Origin of the sequence: Marinobacter changyiensis, assembly GCF_009193265.1 — a bacterium.
Lineage (GTDB): Bacteria > Pseudomonadota > Gammaproteobacteria > Pseudomonadales > Oleiphilaceae > Marinobacter > Marinobacter changyiensis.
In genome coordinates this window covers 233,280-255,226 of the sequence record NZ_VZZZ01000006.1, presented here as the reverse complement: position 1 = coordinate 255,226, position 21,947 = coordinate 233,280, and the positions used below count along the sequence as shown (strand labels likewise).

Genomic DNA, 21,947 nt, shown 5'->3' with positions numbered 1-21,947 from the left:
GAGAAAACGTACGTCTAATGCCAACTTTACGCACTCGCCCGATGCCAGTCACTGGCCCTCAGTTTCTTGTCGGAGAGGATCTAAACAAACCGCTAAAGCAGATCAATTCCAAACCGCCTAACCACAATTGCCAGGAGGCCAAAACAGGTCACTGTGATGGCAGCGCTGGATAATAGGGACAGCCAAAACCCGATCCTGGGCAGCAGGAATGGAAAGACCAGAAACATGGGTAGCGTCGGCAGTACGTACCAGAAGGTGTACCAGGCGTGGTTGCCGATTTTCTCCGCGGACTGGTTTTCCACATACAGCCAGATCATTGCCAATACCGTCACAGTTGGTAATGCGGCGATCAGTGCGCCAAGTTTGTCACTGCGTTTAGCCACTTCCGAGATCAGAACGACCAGTGCAGCGGTGATTGCGTATTTGACGATGATCCAGGTCATTGGCGGTTCCTGTTTTCGATTTTTATCTTCGATCACCCAGAGCCGGTCCCGGCCCCAGCAACCGTGTTTGCCAGCGTGCTAATGGTCATATAGGTCCATTACTGCTTGTTTTCAGGGTTGATGTTTTGGTGGGCCTGCGACGGAATGGTTGCATCAGCATCCTGTCCAGACGCAGATCCTGCACGGTACGAAAGTCCTCGATGCCGATGGTCATGCCCAGATGGCCCTTTTCCGGCTGGGCGCGGTAGGTGCCGAACAGCCGATCCCACCAGGGCAGGTTGAAGCCGAAGTTGCTGTCGGTTTCCCGCACAATGACCGAGTGGTGGACCCGATGCATGTCGGGTGTCACCACGAACAGCCGCAAATAACGATCGAGCCGGAGGGGCAGCCGCACGTTGCCATGGTTGAACATGGCCGTGGCATTCAGCAATACCTCAAAGATCACCACCGCCAGCACCGGGGCACCCAGTGCCAGAACCATGGTCAGCTTGATGGCCATGGACAGAATAATCTCGATGGGATGGAAGCGCAGGCCGGTGGTCACGTCAAATTCCAGATCCGCGTGGTGCATCCGGTGCAGGCGCCAGAGCCAGGGTACGGCGTGGAACAGCCGGTGCTGAAAGTAGATGGCGGCATCCAGCACCAGGACCGAGACAATCACCGCAAGCCAGGCTGGCAGGGTCACCAGATTCAGCAGCCCCCAACCGTTTTCCGATGTTATAAAGGCAGTACCAACCGCCGCCACCGGAAACACCAGGCGCACCGCCAGCGTGTCCAGACCAACAATGAACAGGTTGTTGGGCCAGCGGGTCAGGCGACCGATTTTTTGAGGCCTGCGTGGCGCAAACACTTCCCAGAGGGCCATCACAGTCAGCACCGAGAGGAAAAAGCTGACCCGGATGAGGGGTTCATGTTCAAGCAGTGTGTCGGTCACAACAGTGCCTCAGGCTAATGGATGGGTAACCCGGCTGCTTTCCATTCGGGAAAGCCTTCGTCAAAACGCCGTACCTGATACCCCAGCTTTCTCAACAGCTGGGCCGCTTCGTGGGACAGCACGCAATAGGGGCCGCGGCAGTAGGCGACAATCTCCCGATCTTTTGGCAGTTCCTCCAGCATGGATTCAAGCTGCGCCAGCGGAATGTTGATGGCCTCGGGCAGGTGGCCCGCTTCGAACTCGTCTTCCGAGCGCACGTCCAGCAGTGCCACCGAACCGGCCTTGAGGCCGGCCAGCAGCTCATCCCGGGATATTGCTTCCAGGGCTCCGTCGAAGTTGTCATTGGCAAACAGTCGGCTGACCAGGCGCTCCATTTCCGCCAGGTTGGTTTCTGCGACTTCGCGGAGCAGGCTCATCAGCGTCACAATCCGCTGATCGGTAAGCCGGTAAAGCATCTGCTTGCCGGAGCGGGTGGCCGTTACCAGCCCGGCTCTGCGCAGATGTTGAAGATGCGCCGACGCGTTCCCCACTGTCAGGTCAGCCGCGCTGGCGAGGGCTTCGACGGAAGCCTCACTCTGGGCAATACGCTCCAGCAGAACGAGGCGATGGCCACTTCCCAGAGCCTTTCCAACCTGAGCCAGGGTGTCGAACAGATCCTGTCTGGATGTCATTGCTGTTTTGATCTCCATCAAATACTCGAATTTGGTCGCTTGACACATAACGGCACTATTTTATTCTAACAATCATTAGAATGTTAGCAAGAGGAAAGGCTATGAAAACGCTGATTATCATCAACGATCCTCCTTATGGTTTTGGTCTTGATGATTTTCAGGCGCTCAATGGGCTTGCGGGCCATCAGGCCGGTGACCGGGTATTGCAGGAGGTGGCACGCAGGCTTGGCGGTTTCAGCCGGGAGCCGGGTTTCGTCTCCCGCCTCGGCGGCGATGTCTTCGGTTTGTGGTTAACTCCCCGCGAGGGGAAGCAAGAGGTGCACCTGGAGTTCAAGTTCTATTATCAATCCCAGTTTGACCGGTCACAGTGTTGTGTAGGCTATGAGGCCCCGCTGCGCTGGCGTCATCCGGAGCATGGCATGGTGTCGCCCGCCGAATTCATACCGGTCGCTGAAGAGGCCGCGCTGATGGAAGATGTCGCACTGGCACTGGAGATTCTGGAGGGCTTTCGTTCGCTGGGCGTGTTGCTGGCAGTGGACGACTTCGGCACTGGTCATTCCTCGCTGGTCTACCTGAAGGCATTGCCGGTCAAACGCAGCATGATAGATCGCGCGTTTGTGATCGGGCTGCCGGACAACGAGCAGGACGAAGTGCTTTGCCGCACAATGATCTCCATGGCTCACAGCCTTGGCTGTAAAGTCATTGCAGAAGGTGTGGAGACAGAAGCCCAGGCCGACTGGCTGCTGGCCTCAGGGTGCGACGAACTCCAGGGCTTTCTGCTCGGTCGCCCGGCGCCTGAGAATCACTGGTCCTCCCAGTCGATGGCCCGGTAATTGAAATCGCCTTCATTGGTGGGTTTGATAATCCGGAAATAGGGTGAGCCATCAAAGTCCCTTGGTGTGAACAGGGAGGTTCCATAGAAGGCCTATAGTTTGTAACGAATCGGGTATCCCCGGGTCTCCTTTGTTAACACATGGCAGGAATTTGTCCCTGCAAAGGGGGGTGACGATGAGAAAGCTTGCTCGAGTGATTTACCTAACGGCCGCTTTGCTGGCGGCTATGGCGCAACCGGTTGTGGCGGAGCAAAAAAACGGCTTTGATGTCAGTAACGCTATCATACCGCTTGACCAGATCCTCCGCGGTGGACCTCCCCGAGATGGCATCCCCTCAATAAATACGCCCAAATTTGAAGATCCCGGCGAGGCGTCGCTGTGGCGTCCCGATGACCTGATGCTGACCTATGATGACGGGGATGCCAGTTTTGCCTACCCCGTCGGTATCCTGAACTGGCATGAAATCGTCAATCATGGCCTCGACGGTGCACCCTTGCTGATCACCTTCTGCCCGCTCTGCGGAACCGGCATGGCATTCGATCCCCGGGTGGAAGGTCGCCATCTGAGTTTTGGTGTGTCGGGTCTTCTGTACAACAGTGACCTGCTGATGTACGACCACCAGACCGAATCCCTGTGGTCCCAGATTGAAGGTCGGGCGGTTTCGGGCCCCCTGGCCGGAACGGAGCTGAGGCCGGTCGCCATTCGCCACGAACTCTGGCAAGGCTGGCGGGAACGGGTTGGCTCTGACGGACAGGTGCTTTCGACAGACACCGGCCACCGCCGCAACTACCGGATGTCGCCTTACGGGGCTTATGACCACTCTGAGCGGCTCTACTTTCCGGTCACGCACACCAGCCGGAAATATCACCCGAAAACCTGGGTGCTGGGCTGGACCCACAATGGCGAGAGCAAAGCCTGGCCTTTCCCCGAACTGGAGGATTACGGTGCTGTTCTCGAAGACCGGGTCGGCGGTAAGGCGGTGTGGATCCATTATGATCCGGAGGTGCCGTCGGCGGAGCTGCGGGATGAGTCTGGCAAGCTGCTGCCGGCCACGAGAGCCTTCTGGTTTGCCTGGTACGCCTTTCATCCCGACACCCGGATTTTCGCAGCTGATTAATTTCGCAAATGGATGTAATAGTTCCGGAACTCATGTGTCTCTGATCTGACCGCCCCTTCAGACGGTTACGGGCTTTGAGAGCCTGACTTATCACTCCGTGATCAGGGAGAAAGACAATGTCCACGATACACCCTCTGAGAAAAGCGATTCGCACTTCCTTCGAACAGCGGGGCACCGCCTGGTGGTCTGCTGCCTTAATAACGGCAGTGCTGGGGACCAGCGGGCTGGCAGCTGCTGCCTGTAATCCCTGTTCCCCCTGCAAAAACAAGTGCAAGGCGGGGCAACACTGCAAGGCCGGATGCAACCCGTGTGCTGCCAAGAATCCCTGTGCCACCAAGAACCCCTGCGCCACCAAGGGCTGTAATCCCTGTGCCGTGAAAGGTTGTAACCCCTGCGCGGCTGCGGGCAAATGCGGGGCCAAACCCAATCCTTGTGCCGCGAAAAAAGTAACCCGACCGGCCAACTATGAACCCTATGCGGGCAATCCCTGCAAGCTGATGGCGCTGGGCGAGAAGCTGTTTAACGATCCCTCCCTCAGCAGCAACGGCCTGTCCTGTGCCACCTGCCATAACGATGGCGCGGGCTACAACGCAACCTTTGCCAATGCCTATCCGCACTCCGTGGCCATGGCAAGGGATGTGTTCGGTATGGACTCGGTTTACCTGGATGAAATGGTGCAGATCTGCATGGTTCAGCCCATGGCGGCCGAACCTCTGGAATGGGATGGTGAACAGCTGGCAGCACTCACCGCTTATATGGCCAAGGTTCGGGAGCAACTTGCGGCCAATCCCTGCGCCTTCAAGGGTGGGAAATGCGGTGCCTGTAACCCTTGCGCCGGCAAAAACTCCTGCGCAACCAAGAACCCGTGTGCAACCAAGAACCCGTGTGCAACCAAGAACCCGTGTGCAGCGAAGAACCCCTGTTCCGCCAGGGCCGGGGAATCTCTGGCCGGTGTTGCTGCCTGAGTTGATGCACGGGAAGATGAGAGCGGCTTCCGATGATTGTCGGGGGCCGCACCGGCAGGAGATGAAGGATTATGACAGAGCTTCGTATTGCCAAACTGACGAGTCTGACCGACGAGCAACTGCGGACGAGTCTGGTGGCCATTGAGGACATCCGGGAGTGCTACCGGGTGCTGAAGAAGGGCGGGTTAAACATTGTCGGTGAAGTGCTCAAGGGCCAGGGCCCGTTTTACGAAATGGATCATTACCCGAAAGAGGACGTTTATGACCGGGAGACCGCGTCCCAGTACTACTATCACGCGCACCGGGAGGATCACGCCGAACACGGTCATTTCCATCTGTTTCTTCGCAGCGGGGCGTTACCTGAAGGGGTGGAGCCACTTATGGGACCCACCGGTGAGGACAGGGTGGCGCACCTGGTTGCGATTTCCATGGACGCCTGGGGGTATCCCAAAGACCTGTTCACTGTAAACCGCTGGGTGACAGATGAAAGCTGGCTGCCGGCAGAGGCGACGGTGACAGCGCTGGATCGGTTTACCATTGATCACGCCTATCCCAGTTGGCCGGTGAACCGCTGGCTGACGGCCATGGTGCGTTGTTTCCGGCCCCAGATCGAAGCGTTGCTTTACCACCGGGACGAGGTTGTGGGCCAACGGCAGACAAATGGCCTGGAGCCGGTGCTTGAAGATCGTGCTCTGGAGATCACCGGGACCATCCCGATTGATGTGGAGAGCTGGGCAGACAAACTGGAGGCGGAACAGAGGAGGCGGCGGGCCTCGCAAGTCCAGCCGCACCAAAGCTCGGGAGTGACTCAGGGGCGATAGTGCCGCCCCGGTAATAAGCGGTGCCTATTCGATGACTTCGCTGATCTGAATGGTGGGCTGCATGTTGGTGAAATTTGGAATGTCACCCAGAATTTCTTTCGCATGGGGGCCGAAAGCCGTTTCGAACTCACTGGTCGAGTCAAAATACAGGTGCCCCATGGCAATATAGGTGGGCAGGTCCCCCGGCGCACCTCCGGCCAGGCCTGAGTCGATGGCGGTACGCTTACAGGCGTCGCCGAGCTTTTCCCGTACCAGCGCCATATGGACGTCCCGGTAATAGGCGATATCGAACGTGCTATCGGCAGTCTGTGGGTAAAAAACGCTGACCTTTATCATTGTTAGAGTCTCGGTATGGATTGTGGGGTCATCGGATCCCTATGGAACCGTCTCCGGCGTGGGTGGCCAATGACACTTTAGAATGAAATGTGAAAGCTCACTCATTTTTGCTGTCGTGGGAATCCCGCGTTTGTAGTGCCTCCGCCACCCGCTCATCAATGCGGCGAATCAGTTCCGGGTCCGGTTTGCCAGAGGAGTGCGCCCGCATCAGGTCGGTACTGGCGCGAAGATTACCGATAAACGAGCGACAATCCTTGCACATCATCAAGTGCATTTTGACTGACAGCTTCTGCGTTGTCCCCAGCTCGCCATCAATGTAGTCACTGGCAATTCCGGCCAGATCTCGGCACATCAGCATTCGCCAGTCTCCTGGAAGGTTTCCACCATAAGAAATATCCTTTGCCTCGCACGGTGTAAAAGTACACGAAGGTTAGAGGTACTGACATCCAGAATGTTACAGACGTCTTCGGATTTATGTTGGTGGGCTTCATAGAGCATGAGCGCAGAACGCTGGGTTTCCGGTAAGAAAGAGAGATGTTTATCCAGGCAGTCACTGAGCGCGTCGTTTTCCATCAACGCATCGGCGGAATCGTGGAACTGCAGTTTGGGTGGCACGGCCCAACGGCCGGAGGCATTGAAACGGTCGGCCAGCTCCGGGTCCAGAGTTGCAGAAAAATCCGTTGCTACTTCCTTTTTGTTCGAGCGCAACTTGTTTTTGCACCGGTTGGCGACAATACGGTGAAGCCAGGTTTTAAGCCCTGAACGCCCTTCGAATTTCTGAATGGCGCCAATTACTGATACCCAGCAATCCTGAACGACCTCCTCGGCATTGGCATGATCGAGATAGAACCGGGCGACTGCCAACATGCCCGGGGTGTAAAGCCGAACGGCTTGCTGAAAATCGGCTTCGTTGCCAGCTTGAAGACCAGTGATCAGGGCCTCTTCGTGCCCTTCAAGTTCCGCAGTTTTCATTCCTTGCGCCCTTAAAAATGTGAATGATTAAGCGGACCACACCCCAGGATATAACCCCGTCAAAACTCTAGAGTGTTCCGAGCGAGGAAAAGTTCCCTGTTACTGATCGATCATTCAAAAATATCAGGCGGCGTGTGCCGTTCCGGCAAATCAAAGGGAAGGGCAATGTTAAAGCCGGTAATGGTCCAGAATGCCAGCCATATCCTCGCCCAGCTCGACCACGTTGGGCGCACAGGTCTCCCGCTGTGCGAAGGAGCGTAAACCAATGATTTGCGCCTGGAGGAGGCGGGCAAGACGTTTGCAGTCCACGTCCGGTTTCAGCTCGCCATTGCTTTTGGCCTGCTCCAACACCTCTCCGAGCCGATGCTCGATGGCATCAAGTACCCGATTCACCTCCTGGTTAATCGGCAGATGGGTGTTGCTGGTTTCCAGCAGGGTCTTTACCACCATGCACGCACGTGACGGTATTGGACCGCCGGGCTGACAGGCCAGTGCGATTTCTCTCAGGTAATCCTGCAGACCATCAATAATGGAGGAGTATTTTGCCAGGTGACTGGAAAGTTGGTCACTGGACTCTTTGGCATAGCAGGCCAGTGCTTCCAGAAACAAACCGTCTTTGCTACCAAACGCCGCATAGATGCTTCCCGGGCGCATGTCGAGAGCATGCTCGATTTGTTTGATGGAGGCGTTGTAATACCCCCTCTGCCAGAACAGCACAACGGCTTTGTCCAGTGCAGTTTGTCTGTCATAGAGCGCAATTCTTGCCATAGTCTTCAACTTCTCATCGTGGCTGTGCAGTCTGGCTCGGCGGCTTTTCGGCACGGCACAATCATTAAAGGATCCTCATACGCTGTAATTATATATTGAATGATCACTCAAAAATAGATACGCTGGAGTTGTTGAGTGATCAATCAAAAATATTTCTTATCAGGAGGATTCATCAATGGTCAAATTTACGCTGCATGACAAACAGTCCGCTCCAGAGCAATCCAAGCCGCTTCTTGACGGTTCGGTCCAGGCTTTCGGCATGATTCCGGGCTTGCACGCGGTTATGGCGGAATCTCCGCAAGTGTTGGAAGGCTACAAGAAATTGCACGAACTGGTACTGGCCAGCAGTTTTGATAACGATGAGACCACGGTGGTGTGGCAGTCGATAAACGTGGAGCACGAATGCCACTACTGCGTTCCTGCGCACACGGGTATCGCCAAAATGATGGAAGTCTCAGACGACATCATAAATGCGCTCAGAGATGAAACGCCGCTGGCGAACGATAAGCTCGAGGCCTTGCGAACGTTCACTCTCGCGGTTGTTCGCAAGCGCGGAGAAGTCAGCTCTGACGAAATAAAAGCTTTCATTGATGCCGGCTATACACAACGTCAGGTATTGGAAGTGATGTTGGTGTTGTCCCAGAAGGTGATGAGCAATTACATCAACCACATTGCTGAAACGCCAGTGGATGAGCCATTCAAGAAGTTTGAATGGAAGAAGGCCAAGTAAGATCGGCCTGCGGTGAGGGGACCAGGTAACCCCCGGTGGTACCTGGCCTGAATATACTACCGATCCAGCAGTTCCACCCAATGCTGTACCGGCACCTGAGCCTTGGTTTCCAGGTGTAGCTGGCAACCGATGTTGGCGGTGACGATACGGTCGGGTTGTTCAATGGTGAGCGCTTCGAGCTTGTTTTTCAGCAGCCGCTGGCTCATCTCCGGTTGCATGATGGAGTAGGTGCCAGCGGAGCCGCAACAAAGGTGTTTGTCCTTGGTTTTGGTGAGGTTCACGCCGGCCCTGGCCAGTACTTGCTCCACCAGACCGTCTTTCTGCATCGCATGCTGCAAGGTGCAGGGACAGTGGAACGCGACTTTCTCCGGAGTTGTCTGCAGGTTGAGTCTGGACAGGTCCTCGGCCAGCAGCACCTCGCTGATGTCTTTCATTAATTCACTGACCCGTTGCGCCTTGTTGGCATAAACCGGGTCGTGGCGCAGCAGATGGCCGTAGTCCTGCACCATGGCGCCGCATCCGGAGGCGGTCATCACGATGGCTTCGGCGCCTGCTTCGATGGCCGGCCACCAGGCGTCGATGTTACGGCGCATGAAGTTGAGGCCTTCCTCATGGGCGGACAGGTGATAGCTCACTGCCCCGCAGCAACCCGCTTCTGGTGCTTCCACCAGGGTGATTCCGAGCTTGTCCAGCACCCGGGCAGTAGCGGCGTTGGTGGTGGGTGCGGCGGAGGACTGGGCACAACCGGCAAGCGCCATCATCACCCTCGAATGGCTGGTTGAGGGCCAGGGTGAGGCTTTGCGCCGGGGTGGCACCTTGGTCTTCAATCCTGCGGGCAGTAGCGGTCTGAAGAATTGTCCCAGATACAGCAAGGGCCCGAAACGTTCGCTATAGGGCAGAATTTTACGCAGCGCCAGACGCAGCAGGCGCTCCTGGCGGGGACGCTCCAGCTTCTGGTCAATCACGCCACGGCCGATGTCCACCAGGCGGCCGTATTCCACTCCGGAGGGGCAGGTGGTTTCACAGGCGCGGCAGGTCAGGCAGCGGTCCAGGTGATCCCGGGTCTTGCTGGTCACTTCTGCGCCTTCAAGCATTTCCTTGATCAGATAGATACGACCCCTCGGGCCGTCGCGCTCGTCATTGAGTTCCTGATAAGTCGGGCAGGTGGCGGTACAAAAACCGCAGTGCACGCATGCCCGCAGTATTTCTTCGGCTTCGCGGCCTTCCGCAGTGTTCTGGAATTCGGCAACAAGATTGGTTTTCATGGAGCACCCGTTAGGTTACAGCCAGCTATAGAGTCGCCCGGGGTTAAACAGGGCGTCTGGATCAAATGAATGTTTCAGTCGTTTCTGGATAGCCTGCAACGCGGGCTGCTGGCGATGCATCACTTCGCCGGTCCGGTCTCCGCCCCGATAGAGGCTGACCTGTCCGCCCGCCTTTTCGGCATGGTCTTCCATGTCCGCCATCTGACCTTCGCCGCGATACCAGCGTTGGGACCCGGCCCAATCCAGTAACCAATGGCCTTTCAGGGCTGGTGTTGGCGCCGTGGAGTTGATGGAGAAACGCCACAATGGCTGCTCACCAGCAAAGAACTCCAGCTGCTGGTCACGCAGTTGTTGCCAGAACGTTTCGCCGTCCGGCATTATCGGGATGTCCCAGTGCCTGGCGGTGGCTTCGACGGCAGACCGTGCGCCGGAGAGGCGCAGATACAGGGTGCCATCAAGCCAGCAGGCGCCCGACAAAGGCTTGGGCTCGGCGGCACGGGCGTTCATGAACCGGATGGCTTCGGCGTGGTCCATTTCCCGTGCCAGGGTCTTGGTCATGTCAGGCCGGGGGAGAACCTTGAGGCTGATTTCTGCCAGTACTCCGAGCGTGCCCATGGCACCAGCCTGGGTGCGGGAAACGTCGTAACCTGCGACGTTTTTCATAACCTGGCCGCCAAAGCGCAGTTTCTCGCCCTTACCGTTGATCAGGTTGACGCCCAGCACCTGGTCCCGAACCGAGTTCCACCAGGGCCGGCCAGGGCCGGACTGGTTGCAGGCCAGGGTGCCGCCGATCGTGGAGCTGTCACCGAAGCGGGGCGGCTCGAACGACAGCATCTGGTTCTTCTCGGCCAGAGTTGCTTCAATTTCGCTTAACGGCGTACCGGCGCGGACGGTCAACACCAGTTCTACCGGTTGGTAGTTGACGATACCGCTATGGCCGCCAACATCCAGTCGCTCCGCGCTGATGTCGCGGCCCATGAACTGCTTGCTGCCACCTCCGACGATGGCCAGTTTACGGCCGTCGTTGCGGGCTGCGTTGATTTGTTGCTGAAGGTGCTCGGTGATATCAGGCATGGTGTACTTCCGGAGCCTGTGGCTTGGCGTTGATGGCTCGGTACTCCTGACAATTGCGCAGGGTGGGCACACCCTTGCCCGGGTTCAACGTACCCTGGGCATCGAAGGCGCTTTTGACGGCATTGAGCTGTTCAATTTCGGGGTCAGTAAACTGCATGGGCATCTGGCGGATTTTCTCCACGCCCACACCGTGCTCGCCGGTGATGCAGCCGCCCACCTCCACGCAGAGCTTGAGGATGTCGCTACCGAAGGCTTCGGCCCGCTCCAGTTCACCTTCCTGATTGGCATCAAACAGGATCAGCGGGTGCAGGTTGCCGTCACCGGCGTGGAATACGTTGGCAACTCTCAGGCCAAACCGTTTTGACATGTCCTGCATGTCGTTCAGCACCCGCGCCAGATGTGCCCTCGGAATGGTGCCGTCCATGCAGTAATAGTCGGGAGAGATTCGGCCCATGGCAGGAAAGGCGCTCTTGCGGCCTTTCCACAGCAGCACCCGTTCGGCCTCGTCTTTCGAAGTCCGAATGGAGGTGGCGCCAAAATCCCGGAACAGGGCTTCGGCCTTTTCGATGTGTTCCTGCACTTCTTCCCGGGTACCATCCACCTCACACAACAGTAGAGCAGCGGCGTCTACAGGGTAGCCCGCGCCGGTAAAAGCCTCTACGGCCTTGATGGCATGGCTGTCCATCATTTCCAGCCCGGCCGGAATGATACCCTGGGCGATGATGCCGCCAACAGCGTCACCGGCGTCATCCACGGTGCCGAACCCGGCCATGATGACCCGTGCAATTTCCGGTGTTGGCAGCAGCTTCACCTGCACTTCGGTGATCACACCCAGCAGGCCTTCGGACCCGGTAATCAGCGCCAACAGATCCATGCCGCAGCTGTCCAGACCGTCGCTGCCGATCACTACTCGCTCACCTTCGACGGTGACCATCTCGACACTGAGGATGTTGTGAGTGGTGAGTCCGTATTTGAGGCAATGTACACCGCCGGAATTTTCTCCCACATTGCCACCGATGGTGCAGGCGATCTGGGAAGAGGGGTCCGGGCCATAGTAGAGGCCATAGTCCGCAGCGGCCTCGCTGATAGCCAGATTGCGCACGCCGGATTGCAGGCGAGCCGAGCGCGCCACCGGATCAATATCCAGAATGCGGTTGAACTTGGCTAGCGACAGCACCACACCACCGGCATCCGGCATTGCCCCGGCACTCAGGCCGGTGCCTGCCCCGCGGGCAACCACCGGAATCCGGTAGCGATGACAAAGGCGCATGACCTGTTGTACCTGATCGACGGTTTCCGGCAGCACCACCAGCAGAGGCATGACGCAGTACATCGACAGGCCATCGCACTCGTAGGGCTTGAGTGTCTCTTCGTCGGTAATGACGAACTGGGGATCAATAAACGCCCGGAACATGGCCGCCAGTTCGGCCTTGCTCACGGCGGTGTTTACCGGTTTGCTGTCAGTGTTCATAGCGCGACTCCGGCCCTTACGGGGCAGTTCTATTTATTGGAAGCTCCTAGGCACGATCAAGATTGAGGTAATCAATGCCGGCCTGGGCGCAATCCATATCCTGTTGCGGTGTGCCGGAGCTGAGGCCGATGCCGCCGACCACCTCACCATCAATTACGACAGGCAGGCCGCCACCGACCACGCATAACCGGCCCCCCTGGGAGGTGTGGATGCCAAATACCAGGTTGCCGGGTACACAGGCTGCGTTGTACTCGTGGGTGGCCTTGCGAGCTGCTGCTGCAGTGTAGGCTTTGTCCTGGGCGACGGTAATGCTGGTGATCTTGCCACCGTCCATGCGCTCGAAGGCAATCAGGTTGCCGGACTCGTCGGTGATGGCGATACACATCGGGATGCCGATTTCCCGGGCCTTGGCGGCGGCGCCTTCGATCAACAGGCGGGCGTCTTCCTGGTCCAGTCGTTTCAGTGTCATCATGATGAGTGCTCCGTTAAATGGGTAAGTTAGCCGTTAATGGCTCTGGTGTCCTTGCGCGTCGGCCAGTGCCTTGACTTGCCGGCGATAATCATGAAGCAGCGGTTCGGTGTAACCATTCGGCTGTTCACAGCCTTTGAAAATCAGGTCATGGGCGGCTTTGAAGGCCAGACTCTTGTCAAATTCCCGGGCCATTTTGCGATAGGCCGGGTCTGTCGCGTTCTGGCTGTCGACAACGACAGCCATGAATTCCAGGGTATCGAGTACCTGGTCGTCAGTACATATGCCGTGGTAAAGCCAGTTCGCCAGCAACTGACTGGAGATTCGCAACGTCGCGCGGTCTTCCATCAGGCCGACATTGTTGATGTCCGGCACCTTGGAGCAGCCAATGCCCTGATCCACCCAGCGCACCACATAACCGAGGATACCCTGAACGGCATTGTCGATTTCCGTCTGAATGCGCTCAGGTGGCAGCCGGACGGCGCCAAGCAACGGCGGCGTCAGCAGCTCATCGAGGCTGGCTCGCGGACGATGTTTCAGTGCTTGCTGGCGTGCGCGAACATCCACCTGATGATAGTGAATTGCGTGCAGGGTTGCAGCAGTTGGCGATGGCACCCAGGCACAGCTTGCACCGGCGTCAGGATGAGCGCGCTTGGTGTCCAGCATTTTACGCATCTCGTCCGGCATCGGCCACATGCCCTTGCCGATCTGGGCCACTCCGCTCAGCCCGCATTCCAGGCCGATATCGACGTTGCGGTCTTCATAAGCTTTGATCCACGGTTGCGCCTTGATGTCGTCTTTCGGCATAACCGGCCCGCCCGTCATGCAGGTGTGGATTTCATCGCCGGTCCGGTCCAGGAAACCGGTGTTGATGAAAGCCAGTCGCGCCTGCACCGCACGAATGCATTCTTTGAGATTGGCAGAAGTGCGCCGCTCCTCGTCCATTACACCCACTTTTACGGTATTGGGGACCAGGCCAAGGGTTTTTTCCACCCGGATAAACACCTCGTTGGTGAAGGCAGCTTCGTCCGGCCCGTGCATTTTGGGTTTGACAATGTAGATGCTGCCGGCCCGACTGTTGCGACAGGCGCCCTGTCCGTTCAGGTCGTGCAGGGCGCAGAGCACTGTGACCATGGCGTCCAGCAGGCCTTCGGGAACCGGTTGGTCATGATTGTCCAGCACCGCATCGGTGGTCATCAGGTGGCCGACATTGCGCAACAACAACAGGCTTCGACCGGGCAGCGTCAGGGTGCAGCCGGCGGGGGTTTCATAGTGGCGGTCCGCGTTGAGTTGCCGGGTCACTTCCCTCCCATGTTTGAGGAAGGTGTCGCACAGGGTGCCTTTCATTAACCCCAGCCAGTGGCGGTAAACGCGGGTCTTGTCCTCGGCATCGACCGCCGCCACGGAATCCTCACAGTCCATGATGGTACTGACCGCTGATTCGAGCATGACGTCCCGAACGCCGGACGCGGTCATCGCGCCAATGGGATGTTCACGGTCAATCACCAGTTCCACGTGCAGGCCATGGTTGCACAGCAGGATCGTAAGCTCGTCCGGCTCACGCCGAAAGCCAACGAACTGTTCCGGATACTTGAGGGCAGAGGTATCACCGCTGGCCAGGGTCACCTCAAGAACCGTCGTCCCGTGGACGGACTCCAGCCGATACTCCACCACATTACGGTGCAGGTCCGACACAAGCGGAATTGTCTGGTCGAGGAAGTCCGCAGCCCAATGGATAACCTTTTCACCCCGGACAGGATTGTAGTCTGCGGTTTTTCCAGCCCCGTCCGTCCCGGGAATCACATCGCTGCCGTAGAGCGCATCATAAAGGCTGCCCCAGCGGGCGTTGGCGGCGTTCAGGGCGAACCTGGCGTTGCTGACCGGTACCACCAGCTGCGGACCCGCAATGTGGGCAATCTCATCGTCGACGCCGGTGGTCGAGATTGTGAAAGGTTGACCTTCGGGTACCAGGTAGCCGATATCCAGGAGAAAGCTTTTATACTGCTCCAATGCAATGGTTTCGCCTTTATGGGCGTCATGCCATTGGTCCAGTTGGATTTGGAGGTCGTCACGCTTTGCCAGCAGGGCCCGGTTTTTTGGGGCCAGATCCGTCACCAGGGCCTCAAACGCCGCCCAGAATTCGTCCGGTTCAATGCCTGTTCCCGGGGCAGCCTCGTTGGCGACCAGTTCGTAGAGCGGTCGCGCAACCTTCAATCCGTTGATCGTGATTCGAGAGTTCATCTGTTTCTCTCAGGTTGTGAAAACTGCGCCCGGTTCGTCATGGGGAAAACGAACCGGGCGCTACAGGCCATCAGCCATACACAAGGTTGGGCAGATAGGTGACGATGGCCGGAAAGACTATGCACAGGAACAGGCCGAGTGCCTGCAGACCCAGGAACACCAGTGCTGACCGGAAGATGGTCGCCATGGATATTTCCGGCGGGCACACTCCGCGGATATAGAACAGCGCATATCCGAAGGGTGGACTCAGGAACGACATCTGCATATTCACCAGATACAGCACCCCGAACCAGAGCACGACGTCTGGCCCATCGATACCGGGAAGGCCGAACAAACCGTCAAAAGGCAGTGCCTCAACGATCGGAATGAAAATCGGCACTGCCAGCAGCAGAATCCCCACCCAGTCCAGGAACATGCCCAGAACGACCAGTAGCAGCATCAGCAGGAACAGCACGGCGTAGGGCGACAGGCCAATGCCCAGAATGGTCTCGGTGATGAACACCTGGCCACCTTGCAGGATGTAGAAGCCGACAAACACCGAAGCGCCGAACATGATCCACAGCACCATGGCAGAGGCTTTGGTGGTGGTGACCGAGGCATCCCGCAGCGCTGCAATGGAGAGCGCACCGTGTTTCCAGGCCACAATCATGGCGCCGAACGAGCCGATACCCGCCGCTTCCACCGGTGTCGCAACACCGCCGAACAACAGGCCCAGCACCAGGAATACCAGGATCAGAGGTGCAATCAGGCTTTTCAGCAGCCGCAGTTTTTCAGCCATGGAAATGCGCTCTTCCATGGGCACCGGAGGCCCCAGTTTCGGATTAATCCAGCTGCGGATCAGCACATAACCCACGTAAGTCGCAGACAGCATCAGGCCGGGGATGATTGAGCCCAGGTACAGTTCGCCGACCGATTGCTGCGCAACCACAGCGTAGAGAATGGCCAGAATCGAGGGCGGGATCAGGATGCCGAGGGTGCCGCCAGCCATGATCGAGCCAATTGCGATCTGGTGGTCGTAGCCACGTTTGAGCATGGCAGGCAGGGCAATAATGCCCATGGTAACCACCGCAGCGCCGATAACACCGACCATCGCGGCCAGAATCGTGGAGGCCAGAATGGTGGCCACCGCAAGGCCGCCGCTGAGACCGCCCATCCATTTGTAGACCACACTGAACATTTCCTCGATCAGCCCCGCCCGTTCCAGCATCGAGGCCATGAAGATGAACAGTGGAATTGCCGCCAGGTCGGAGTTGGTCATCATCGGGAAGATACGGCTTGGCACAATGTTGAGCATCGCCGTGTCGCCGACCAGATAGACAAACATCACCCCGAGGCCGCCGGTCACAAAGGCCAGCGGCAGGCCCATCATCAGAGCCACCAGCAGGGAGCCGAACATCAGGTACGTCAGCGGTCCGATGCTGACTCCTGAAAGAGTGCCGGCGAGTCGGAATAGGAAGTAGTCATCGCTGTAGGGGTCGTAGAACACGATGTTGATAACTTCGACACAGATGACCAAGCCAATCCCGACAGTAGCGAGGACCATCAGCCAGGTGCCGAGTTGACCGATCAGGCGATTCTTTGCGGTAGTAGCAGTGTTGGCAACTTGAGTGCTCATTCAGATGCCTCCCGGCCCAGACGGATAAACACGGAAATGTCTTTCAGCAGCTTGGAAATACCTGCAAGCAGTAACATCAGTGAGCCCAGAAGCATGATGCCTTTGACCGGCCAGTATTGGATGCCCCAGGTCTCAACAGTGGTTTCACCCATGGCATACGCGTTCTCGAAATAGGTCCAGGACGTCAGCACCAGCACCAGTGCAAACATGAAGAAGAACATGGAAGTAAAGATGTCCATGCCGACGCGCCCGCGCAGGGGCAGAAAGTTGTAAACCACATCGACCCGGACGTGGGCGCCGTGTAGCAGTGCAAAGCCACCGGCCAACAGGTACTGCATGCCCAGCAGCAGATAGCTGGCCTCATGCACCCAGATGGTCGGGGTATTGAAGACGTAGCGCATGATTACTTCGAAGAAGTAGAAACAGACGGCATTGACGGTCCAGAACGAAATAAACAGACCGGTCTTGTCGCTCATCCAGTCTACCGCCCGGGTAAACAGGTTGGCATCCGAGCTCTGGTATTCGACGGTCGGCGGCTCGTCCTGCCCTTCACCGATTGGTGGGACAATGGCCTCCGCCTCGGGCTGCGTATCTGAACTGCGCCAGCGGTCGAGCGCAATCATGATCAGTGGCATGAACGCCAGCCAGCCCCAATACAGCCAGTGGGGCATTACAAAACCAAAACCTTCCAGATCAGACATGATGTACTACCTCTGGTTTGGACCAGAATAAGTAATGGGAAAAAGGGGAGAGCGAATGCTCTCCCCCGGATTGGACGCTAAGGGTGTTACTTCATGCCCTTGATGTCTTCCTCGGTGATGTAACCGACGGTGTCGTTCATCATGTACTTCAGTTGCATGTCGAAGATCTCACGGGCGTCTTCGTTCTTGTCCGCCCAGCGGTACCAGACCGGAATAGCGGCGCGGCGGAATTCCTGCAGATCAGCCTGGCTCAGGCGGGTGACCGAGGTGCCCGCTTCCTTGAACTTTTCCATTGCTTCAATGTTGCGCTTCTGGATGGCCAGGTAGTGCTTCTGGGAGTAGATACGGACTTCGTCTTCCACCAACTGCTGCAGCTTGGGATCCAACGCGTTCCAGGCCCGCAGGTTGACAGTCAGGTCCATCAGGTCAACCGGCTGGTAGACCGACATGACGCCCGGAGGTCCCATGAGGATGTATTTGGTGACCTGAGAAAACCCCAACTCCCAGTTGACTGCAGGTCCTACATAGTCAGCAGCGTCGATGGTGCCTTTCTCCAACGCCGGGAAGATGTCAGAGCCGGGCAGGCTGACAGCCGACACGCCGAATTCAGCAAAGACTTCTGCGACCATACCGCCAGGCAGGCGCATTTTCAGCCCCTTCAGGTCGTCCAGGCTGTTAATCGGTTTCTTGGAGTGAATGATGTTGGCGTCGTGCTGAATCGGCCCGACGTAGAACAGGCCGAATTTCTTGTAAATTTCGCGGGTTTTTTCCAGCATGCCCAGGGAATAGAACATGGTGTCCCACTGGTGCGGCTGATCGGGACCGGCCGGGTAGGAAGACAGGAAAACGGAAGCCGGAATCTTGCCGGACCAATACAGAGTGAAGGGGTTCATGCCCTGCAGTACGCCGTTACGCACGGCATCAAACAGACCGTTGTTGTCAGCGGCGACCGCTTTGGCAGGGAAGCAGGTGAATTTGAGCTCACCAGCGCTTTTGTCTTCAATGCTGTCACACCAGTCTTTGAACAGGTCGTAACCGACGGTGCCGGCGTCCCAGACCGACTGGATTTTCCAGGTGGTGGCGGCTTGCACGCTGCTTGCCATCAACGTTGCGCCAATGGCGGCGGACACAGCGAGGGTTTTCAGGAAGCCGCGACGGGGTGTCACGCCCCGTTGCTCGATCTTGTGAATGTTATCAGTCATCGCAGAAACTCCAGATGCAGTGCTTTGTTGTTGTTGGAGCCACTCTGTAGTGGTCTCCGCTTGGCGAGTTATTCGCAGGCGCGACGCTCTACAGGAGGCAATCATTTTAAAATTTGGTTCGAAATGGCAATCAAGTCCAGTGTTTTGCTGGCTGGTCTGACCAGTTTTTGTAGACAGATCGGTGGGGGTGGGCCATATTCTTTGTCAGAAGTGCTGTCCGCTATCAGGATTTATTTATCACGGAGAACTGGTCTGACCAGTCATTTTCAGCCATGCAGGAAAAACCGATACCGATGTCCCGGGCGGTGGCCCATCGCCTCGAGCAACTCATACTCGACGGCAGTCTTGCGCCGGAGCAGATGATTCCCTCCGAACGCCAGTTGGCAAGCCGCCTGGGGGTGTCCCGGGCTATTGTTCGGGAGGCCCTCCACGAATTACAGGGCAGGGGGGTCATCAAGACCCGCCACGGCAAAGGTTCTTTTGTATCGCACATGGTGCCTGAGCCTGCTGATAACAGCCCGATGATGCAGATGTTTATGGAGCATTCCCGCACACTCTATGACCTGTTCGAGGTGCGACAGGAGCTGGAAGGGAAGGCGGCCTATCTGGCAGCAGAGCGCGCCACAGAAATGGATCAGTATCAGATTACCAAAGCTTTCGAGGCGATGGAGAAAGCCGACCCGCTCACCAACGCGGAACTTGATCATGCCTTCCATCGCGCCATTGTGAATGCCTGCCACAATCCGGTGCTGATTCATGTGCTCAACAGTCTGAAGGAGCTGATGCTGAATTCGGTGCAGGCTTCGGTTGCCAATCTCAGTCACCGGGATGCATTCAAGCGGCAAATCGACAAACACCATCGTCAGATCTACCATTCGGTCATCAGCCGGCAGGCCAAATGGGCCCAGAAAGCAGCCATGGCGCATGTGGCGCATGTCAGCGAAGCACTCAGAACCATTGAAGAACAGGAGCATGGGCTGATCAGGTCCTCGATAACGAACCAATCTCCTGGTTAACTTCCGCATATACCTGGATGTAATTCAATGCAGTTGATTAACGGAATGACTATGCTCCTGATCTATCAGCTTATAGGTGAGGTCAGTGTGCGGTTGCTGGCGTTGCCGGTGCCTGGTCCGGTTATGGGTATGGTGATGTTGTTCCTGACGCTGATGATCCGGGGCGCGCTGGTCAGGGCTGTGGAGCCCGCGTCCAGCGCTTTGCTGAGTCACCTTTCACTGCTTTTCGTGCCCGCCGGCGTCGGGCTTGTTGTTCACTTCAGTCGGCTTGGGAATGAGTGGCTGCCCATAGGTGTGACCCTGGTGCTCAGCACGATTATTACCATGGCGGTCACCGCACTGGTTATGCAATGGATGACCCGGCTAACCGCAAAACGTAAGCCTGGCCATGATTGAACCGGACCTGTCCCGTATATGGGTTTATCTGTCTGCGTCTCCGCTGCTGGGGCTGACTTTGACTCTGGTTGCCTACAGCCTGGCTCACCGACTTTACCTCCGCACAGGCTCCAACCCTTTGCTGAACCCGGTAGTCACCTCGGTGACGGCGCTCATCCTGTTTCTGCTGGTGACCGACACCTCCTATGATGATTACTTTGATGGCGCCCAGTTCGTGCACTTTCTGCTGGGCCCTGCCACCGTGGCACTGGCCATCCCGCTGTATCAACAGTTCAATAAACTGAAACAGGTGTGGCTGCCGGTCACAGTTGCGCTGGTGACCGGAGTGATCGTTGGAGCTTTCAGCTCGGTGGGGATTGCCCGACTGCTGGGTGCCAGCCTCGAAACCCAGTTGTCACTGGCCCCGAAATCGGTGACGGCGCCGGTGGGGATGGCGATATCCGAACAGATCGGTGGGCTGCCCTCGCTGACAGCCGCCCTGGTAGTGGTCACCGGCATTATCGGCGCGGTCATCGGCTCCAAGCTGTTCGATCTGATGGGCGTTCGGGACGACAGTGTGAAAGGTATTGCCATGGGCATGACCTCCCATGGTATCGGTACTGCCAGAGCTTTCCAGGTCAGCGCACAGATGGGTGCATTCTCCGGTCTGGCGATGGCACTGTCGGCTTTCCTTTACTCGGTTTTTCTGCCCTGGCTGTTAAGTCTTACCGGTGTGCTTGCCTGAACCTATTGGCCAGCTATCATGATAGAGTTGTGACGACTCAAACAAAAACTGTCAATGGATCGCCTATTATGAGATTTCGCCTGCTGCCGGCAATAACCGCCGCCTTTATGCTATTGACCTTCGCGAGTGCTCAGGCACAAACCGAGGACAAAACCTACACGCTCCGCCTGGCCGAAACCTGGGGGCCGAATTATCCCATTCTGGGAGATACCACCCGCAGCATGGCCGCCATGGCAGAAAAAATGTCCAACGGTCGCCTCAAGATTCGCATCGACTCCAGCAACAAGCACAAAGCACCGTTCGGTATCTTCGACCTGGTAAAAGCTGGCCAGTACGACATGGGTCACACCGCGTCTTATTACTACAAAGGCAAAATTCCCAACGCCATGTATTTCACCACCGTGCCGTTCGGGATGATTGCGGCCGAGCAATACGCCTGGTTCTATTACGGCGATGGCATGGAGCTGATGCGTAAGGTGTATGAGCCTCACGGATTGTTGTCGTTTCCCGGTGGTAACACCGGCAACCAGATGGGTGGCTGGTTTAGTGAGGAAATCAAATCTCTTGAAGATCTGCAGGGTTTGAAAATGCGTACCCCGGGCTTTGCCGGTGAAGTCATGGCAGAGCTAGGCGTTGCGGTCACCAATGTGCCACCGGGCGAACTGTTTACCGCGCTTGATCGTGGCACCCTCGACGCACTTGAGTGGGTGGGGCCGGCGCTGGATCTACCCATGGGCTTCCATCAGATCGTCAATTACTACTACTCCGGCTGGCATGAACCCGGTGCAGAAGTCCAGTTCCTGATCAATGACAAAACCTGGAGCAGCCTGCCGGAGGACTTGCAGGAAATCCTTCGGGTGGCGATGCGTACGGCAGCTTACGATATGTACGCTCAAAGCATGCACATGAATGGTCAGGCCTGGAGCACCATGAAGGAAAACTATCCCAATGTGCAGGCCAAGGTTTTTCCGCCTAAGGTGATTGATGCATTGCGCACAGCGACTGAAAAATTGCTGGCAGAAGCCGCCGAGAACGACCCCCTTGCTCGTGAAATTATTCAGTCACAGGCCAACTACATCAAGACCATCCGGCCCTGGACGGATATTTCCGATAAGGCTTACCTGAACAGTGTTTCTCCCAGCGCGGAGTAATTTTTACCCCCGCCCTGGTACGGGAGAAAAGG

General features: G+C 57.1%; 24 protein-coding genes. 9 read left to right on the top strand and 15 right to left on the bottom strand.

Annotated features, from left to right (window positions below; all coding sequences use genetic code 11):
- Positions 1-92 precede the first annotated feature (92 nt).
- The 3 genes from F6Y09_RS16950 to F6Y09_RS16940 form a co-directional block, all read right to left on the bottom strand.
- Positions 93-443, bottom strand: coding sequence for a DUF3147 family protein (locus F6Y09_RS16950; protein WP_152208121.1), 351 nt, complete (start codon positions 441-443; stop codon positions 93-95).
- 85 nt (positions 444-528) lie between these two features.
- On the bottom strand, positions 529-1,377 hold the full coding sequence (locus F6Y09_RS16945) for a sterol desaturase family protein (RefSeq protein ID WP_246180578.1): 849 nt from the start codon (positions 1,375-1,377) through the stop codon (positions 529-531).
- A gap of 14 nt (positions 1,378-1,391) precedes the next feature.
- Positions 1,392-2,048, bottom strand: a complete 657-nt coding sequence (locus F6Y09_RS16940; RefSeq protein ID WP_152208120.1) for an ArsR/SmtB family transcription factor — start codon at positions 2,046-2,048, stop codon at positions 1,392-1,394.
- Positions 2,049-2,149: 101 nt separating this feature from the next.
- Here F6Y09_RS16940 and F6Y09_RS16935 point away from each other — a divergent pair, with 101 nt between their 5' ends.
- The 4 genes from F6Y09_RS16935 (at position 2,150) to F6Y09_RS16915 (ending at position 5,784) form a co-directional block, all read left to right on the top strand.
- Positions 2,150-2,881 (top strand): GGDEF domain-containing phosphodiesterase, encoded by a 732-nt coding sequence (locus tag F6Y09_RS16935; RefSeq protein WP_246180577.1) that lies wholly within the window; start codon positions 2,150-2,152, stop codon positions 2,879-2,881.
- Positions 2,882-3,056: 175 nt separating this feature from the next.
- Positions 3,057-3,998 carry a DUF3179 domain-containing protein gene (locus tag F6Y09_RS16925; RefSeq protein WP_152208118.1) on the top strand — a complete coding sequence of 314 codons (942 nt, stop codon included), beginning with the start codon at positions 3,057-3,059 and terminating at the stop codon, positions 3,996-3,998.
- 116 nt (positions 3,999-4,114) lie between these two features.
- The gene (locus F6Y09_RS16920; protein ID WP_152208117.1) at positions 4,115-4,963 is read left to right on the top strand and encodes a cytochrome c peroxidase; all 849 of its coding nucleotides are present in this window, start codon (positions 4,115-4,117) and stop codon (positions 4,961-4,963) included.
- 71 nt (positions 4,964-5,034) lie between these two features.
- Entirely contained in the window at positions 5,035-5,784 is a 750-nt protein-coding gene (locus F6Y09_RS16915; protein WP_179959450.1) for a DUF6969 family protein, read from the top strand.
- Positions 5,785-5,808: 24 nt separating this feature from the next.
- Here F6Y09_RS16915 and F6Y09_RS16910 read toward each other — a convergent pair whose 3' ends face one another.
- From F6Y09_RS16910 to F6Y09_RS16895, 4 genes are all read right to left on the bottom strand, one after another.
- Complete coding sequence (locus tag F6Y09_RS16910; protein WP_152208116.1) at positions 5,809-6,120, bottom strand: EthD family reductase; 312 nt, start codon at positions 6,118-6,120, stop codon at positions 5,809-5,811.
- Between the two features lie 97 nt (positions 6,121-6,217).
- Positions 6,218-6,478 carry an anti-sigma factor family protein gene (locus F6Y09_RS16905; protein WP_152208115.1) on the bottom strand — a complete coding sequence of 87 codons (261 nt, stop codon included), beginning with the start codon at positions 6,476-6,478 and terminating at the stop codon, positions 6,218-6,220.
- The gene (locus F6Y09_RS16900) at positions 6,472-7,092 is read right to left on the bottom strand and encodes an RNA polymerase sigma factor (RefSeq protein ID WP_152208114.1); all 621 of its coding nucleotides are present in this window, start codon (positions 7,090-7,092) and stop codon (positions 6,472-6,474) included. Before F6Y09_RS16900 ends, F6Y09_RS16905 begins: the two co-directional genes overlap by 7 nt.
- A gap of 168 nt (positions 7,093-7,260) precedes the next feature.
- Positions 7,261-7,860: a TetR/AcrR family transcriptional regulator gene (locus F6Y09_RS16895; RefSeq protein ID WP_152208113.1), complete on the bottom strand. Its 600-nt coding sequence runs from the start codon at positions 7,858-7,860 to the stop codon at positions 7,261-7,263.
- A gap of 175 nt (positions 7,861-8,035) precedes the next feature.
- On the opposite strand from F6Y09_RS16895, the gene F6Y09_RS16890 reads away from it, so the two are divergent.
- On the top strand, positions 8,036-8,590 hold the full coding sequence (locus tag F6Y09_RS16890; protein ID WP_152208112.1) for a carboxymuconolactone decarboxylase family protein: 555 nt from the start codon (positions 8,036-8,038) through the stop codon (positions 8,588-8,590).
- Between the two features lie 56 nt (positions 8,591-8,646).
- Here F6Y09_RS16890 and glcF read toward each other — a convergent pair whose 3' ends face one another.
- The 8 genes from glcF to dctP all read right to left on the bottom strand — a co-directional run bounded on the left by glcF (position 8,647) and on the right by dctP (position 18,628).
- Entirely contained in the window at positions 8,647-9,855 is a 1,209-nt protein-coding gene (gene glcF, locus F6Y09_RS16885) for a glycolate oxidase subunit GlcF (RefSeq protein WP_152208111.1), read from the bottom strand.
- A 15-nt stretch (positions 9,856-9,870) separates the two neighbouring features.
- Entirely contained in the window at positions 9,871-10,929 is a 1,059-nt protein-coding gene (gene glcE, locus F6Y09_RS16880; protein ID WP_152208110.1) for a glycolate oxidase subunit GlcE, read from the bottom strand.
- Complete coding sequence (locus tag F6Y09_RS16875) at positions 10,922-12,400, bottom strand: FAD-linked oxidase C-terminal domain-containing protein (protein WP_152208109.1); 1,479 nt, start codon at positions 12,398-12,400, stop codon at positions 10,922-10,924. Before F6Y09_RS16875 ends, glcE begins: the two co-directional genes overlap by 8 nt.
- A gap of 46 nt (positions 12,401-12,446) precedes the next feature.
- On the bottom strand, positions 12,447-12,872 hold the full coding sequence (locus tag F6Y09_RS16870; protein ID WP_152208108.1) for a GlcG/HbpS family heme-binding protein: 426 nt from the start codon (positions 12,870-12,872) through the stop codon (positions 12,447-12,449).
- Between the two features lie 33 nt (positions 12,873-12,905).
- On the bottom strand, positions 12,906-15,110 hold the full coding sequence (locus F6Y09_RS16865; RefSeq protein WP_152208107.1) for a malate synthase G: 2,205 nt from the start codon (positions 15,108-15,110) through the stop codon (positions 12,906-12,908).
- Between the two features lie 70 nt (positions 15,111-15,180).
- On the bottom strand, positions 15,181-16,725 hold the full coding sequence (locus F6Y09_RS16860; RefSeq protein WP_152208106.1) for a TRAP transporter large permease: 1,545 nt from the start codon (positions 16,723-16,725) through the stop codon (positions 15,181-15,183).
- On the bottom strand, positions 16,722-17,426 hold the full coding sequence (locus F6Y09_RS16855; protein WP_152208105.1) for a TRAP transporter small permease subunit: 705 nt from the start codon (positions 17,424-17,426) through the stop codon (positions 16,722-16,724). The genes F6Y09_RS16860 and F6Y09_RS16855 overlap by 4 nt, the downstream gene beginning before the upstream one ends.
- 86 nt (positions 17,427-17,512) lie before the next feature.
- Positions 17,513-18,628, bottom strand: coding sequence for a TRAP transporter substrate-binding protein DctP (gene dctP / locus F6Y09_RS16850; RefSeq protein WP_152208104.1), 1,116 nt, complete (start codon positions 18,626-18,628; stop codon positions 17,513-17,515).
- Between the two features lie 272 nt (positions 18,629-18,900).
- On the opposite strand from dctP, the gene F6Y09_RS16845 reads away from it, so the two are divergent.
- From F6Y09_RS16845 to F6Y09_RS16830, 4 genes are all read left to right on the top strand, one after another.
- The gene (locus F6Y09_RS16845) at positions 18,901-19,644 is read left to right on the top strand and encodes an FCD domain-containing protein (protein ID WP_152208103.1); all 744 of its coding nucleotides are present in this window, start codon (positions 18,901-18,903) and stop codon (positions 19,642-19,644) included.
- Between the two features lie 27 nt (positions 19,645-19,671).
- Complete coding sequence (locus tag F6Y09_RS16840; RefSeq protein ID WP_152208102.1) at positions 19,672-20,040, top strand: CidA/LrgA family protein; 369 nt, start codon at positions 19,672-19,674, stop codon at positions 20,038-20,040.
- Positions 20,033-20,764 (top strand): LrgB family protein, encoded by a 732-nt coding sequence (locus tag F6Y09_RS16835; RefSeq protein WP_152208101.1) that lies wholly within the window; start codon positions 20,033-20,035, stop codon positions 20,762-20,764. The genes F6Y09_RS16840 and F6Y09_RS16835 overlap by 8 nt, the downstream gene beginning before the upstream one ends.
- A gap of 68 nt (positions 20,765-20,832) precedes the next feature.
- Positions 20,833-21,915: a TRAP transporter substrate-binding protein gene (locus F6Y09_RS16830; RefSeq protein ID WP_179959449.1), complete on the top strand. Its 1,083-nt coding sequence runs from the start codon at positions 20,833-20,835 to the stop codon at positions 21,913-21,915.
- The last annotated feature ends 32 nt before the right edge of the window (positions 21,916-21,947 follow it).

Excerpts from the sequence above, each read along its gene's own strand:
- F6Y09_RS16940 (WP_152208120.1), bottom strand. The coding sequence starts at position 2,048 with ATGACATCCAGACAGGATCTGTTCGACACCCTGGCTCAGGTTGGAAAG.
- F6Y09_RS16910 (WP_152208116.1), bottom strand. The coding sequence starts at position 6,120 with ATGATAAAGGTCAGCGTTTTTTACCCACAGACTGCCGATAGCACGTTC.
- F6Y09_RS16865 (WP_152208107.1), bottom strand. The coding sequence starts at position 15,110 with ATGAACTCTCGAATCACGATCAACGGATTGAAGGTTGCGCGACCGCTC.
- glcE (WP_152208110.1), bottom strand. The coding sequence starts at position 10,929 with ATGCCTGATATCACCGAGCACCTTCAGCAACAAATCAACGCAGCCCGC.
- F6Y09_RS16835 (WP_152208101.1), top strand. The coding sequence starts at position 20,033 with ATGATTGAACCGGACCTGTCCCGTATATGGGTTTATCTGTCTGCGTCT.
- F6Y09_RS16860 (WP_152208106.1), bottom strand. The coding sequence starts at position 16,725 with ATGAGCACTCAAGTTGCCAACACTGCTACTACCGCAAAGAATCGCCTG.
- F6Y09_RS16855 (WP_152208105.1), bottom strand. The coding sequence starts at position 17,426 with ATGTCTGATCTGGAAGGTTTTGGTTTTGTAATGCCCCACTGGCTGTAT.
- F6Y09_RS16900 (WP_152208114.1), bottom strand. The coding sequence starts at position 7,092 with ATGAAAACTGCGGAACTTGAAGGGCACGAAGAGGCCCTGATCACTGGT.
- F6Y09_RS16925 (WP_152208118.1), top strand. The coding sequence starts at position 3,057 with ATGAGAAAGCTTGCTCGAGTGATTTACCTAACGGCCGCTTTGCTGGCG.
- F6Y09_RS16905 (WP_152208115.1), bottom strand. The coding sequence starts at position 6,478 with ATGCTGATGTGCCGAGATCTGGCCGGAATTGCCAGTGACTACATTGAT.
- F6Y09_RS16875 (WP_152208109.1), bottom strand. The coding sequence starts at position 12,400 with ATGAACACTGACAGCAAACCGGTAAACACCGCCGTGAGCAAGGCCGAA.
- F6Y09_RS16890 (WP_152208112.1), top strand. The coding sequence starts at position 8,036 with ATGGTCAAATTTACGCTGCATGACAAACAGTCCGCTCCAGAGCAATCC.
- F6Y09_RS16830 (WP_179959449.1), top strand. The coding sequence starts at position 20,833 with ATGAGATTTCGCCTGCTGCCGGCAATAACCGCCGCCTTTATGCTATTG.
- F6Y09_RS16920 (WP_152208117.1), top strand. The coding sequence starts at position 4,115 with ATGTCCACGATACACCCTCTGAGAAAAGCGATTCGCACTTCCTTCGAA.
- F6Y09_RS16915 (WP_179959450.1), top strand. The coding sequence starts at position 5,035 with ATGACAGAGCTTCGTATTGCCAAACTGACGAGTCTGACCGACGAGCAA.
- glcF (WP_152208111.1), bottom strand. The coding sequence starts at position 9,855 with ATGAAAACCAATCTTGTTGCCGAATTCCAGAACACTGCGGAAGGCCGC.
- F6Y09_RS16840 (WP_152208102.1), top strand. The coding sequence starts at position 19,672 with ATGCAGTTGATTAACGGAATGACTATGCTCCTGATCTATCAGCTTATA.
- F6Y09_RS16870 (WP_152208108.1), bottom strand. The coding sequence starts at position 12,872 with ATGATGACACTGAAACGACTGGACCAGGAAGACGCCCGCCTGTTGATC.
- F6Y09_RS16845 (WP_152208103.1), top strand. The coding sequence starts at position 18,901 with ATGCAGGAAAAACCGATACCGATGTCCCGGGCGGTGGCCCATCGCCTC.
- F6Y09_RS16935 (WP_246180577.1), top strand. The coding sequence starts at position 2,150 with ATGAAAACGCTGATTATCATCAACGATCCTCCTTATGGTTTTGGTCTT.
- F6Y09_RS16895 (WP_152208113.1), bottom strand. The coding sequence starts at position 7,860 with ATGGCAAGAATTGCGCTCTATGACAGACAAACTGCACTGGACAAAGCC.
- dctP (WP_152208104.1), bottom strand. The coding sequence starts at position 18,628 with ATGACTGATAACATTCACAAGATCGAGCAACGGGGCGTGACACCCCGT.
- F6Y09_RS16950 (WP_152208121.1), bottom strand. The coding sequence starts at position 443 with ATGACCTGGATCATCGTCAAATACGCAATCACCGCTGCACTGGTCGTT.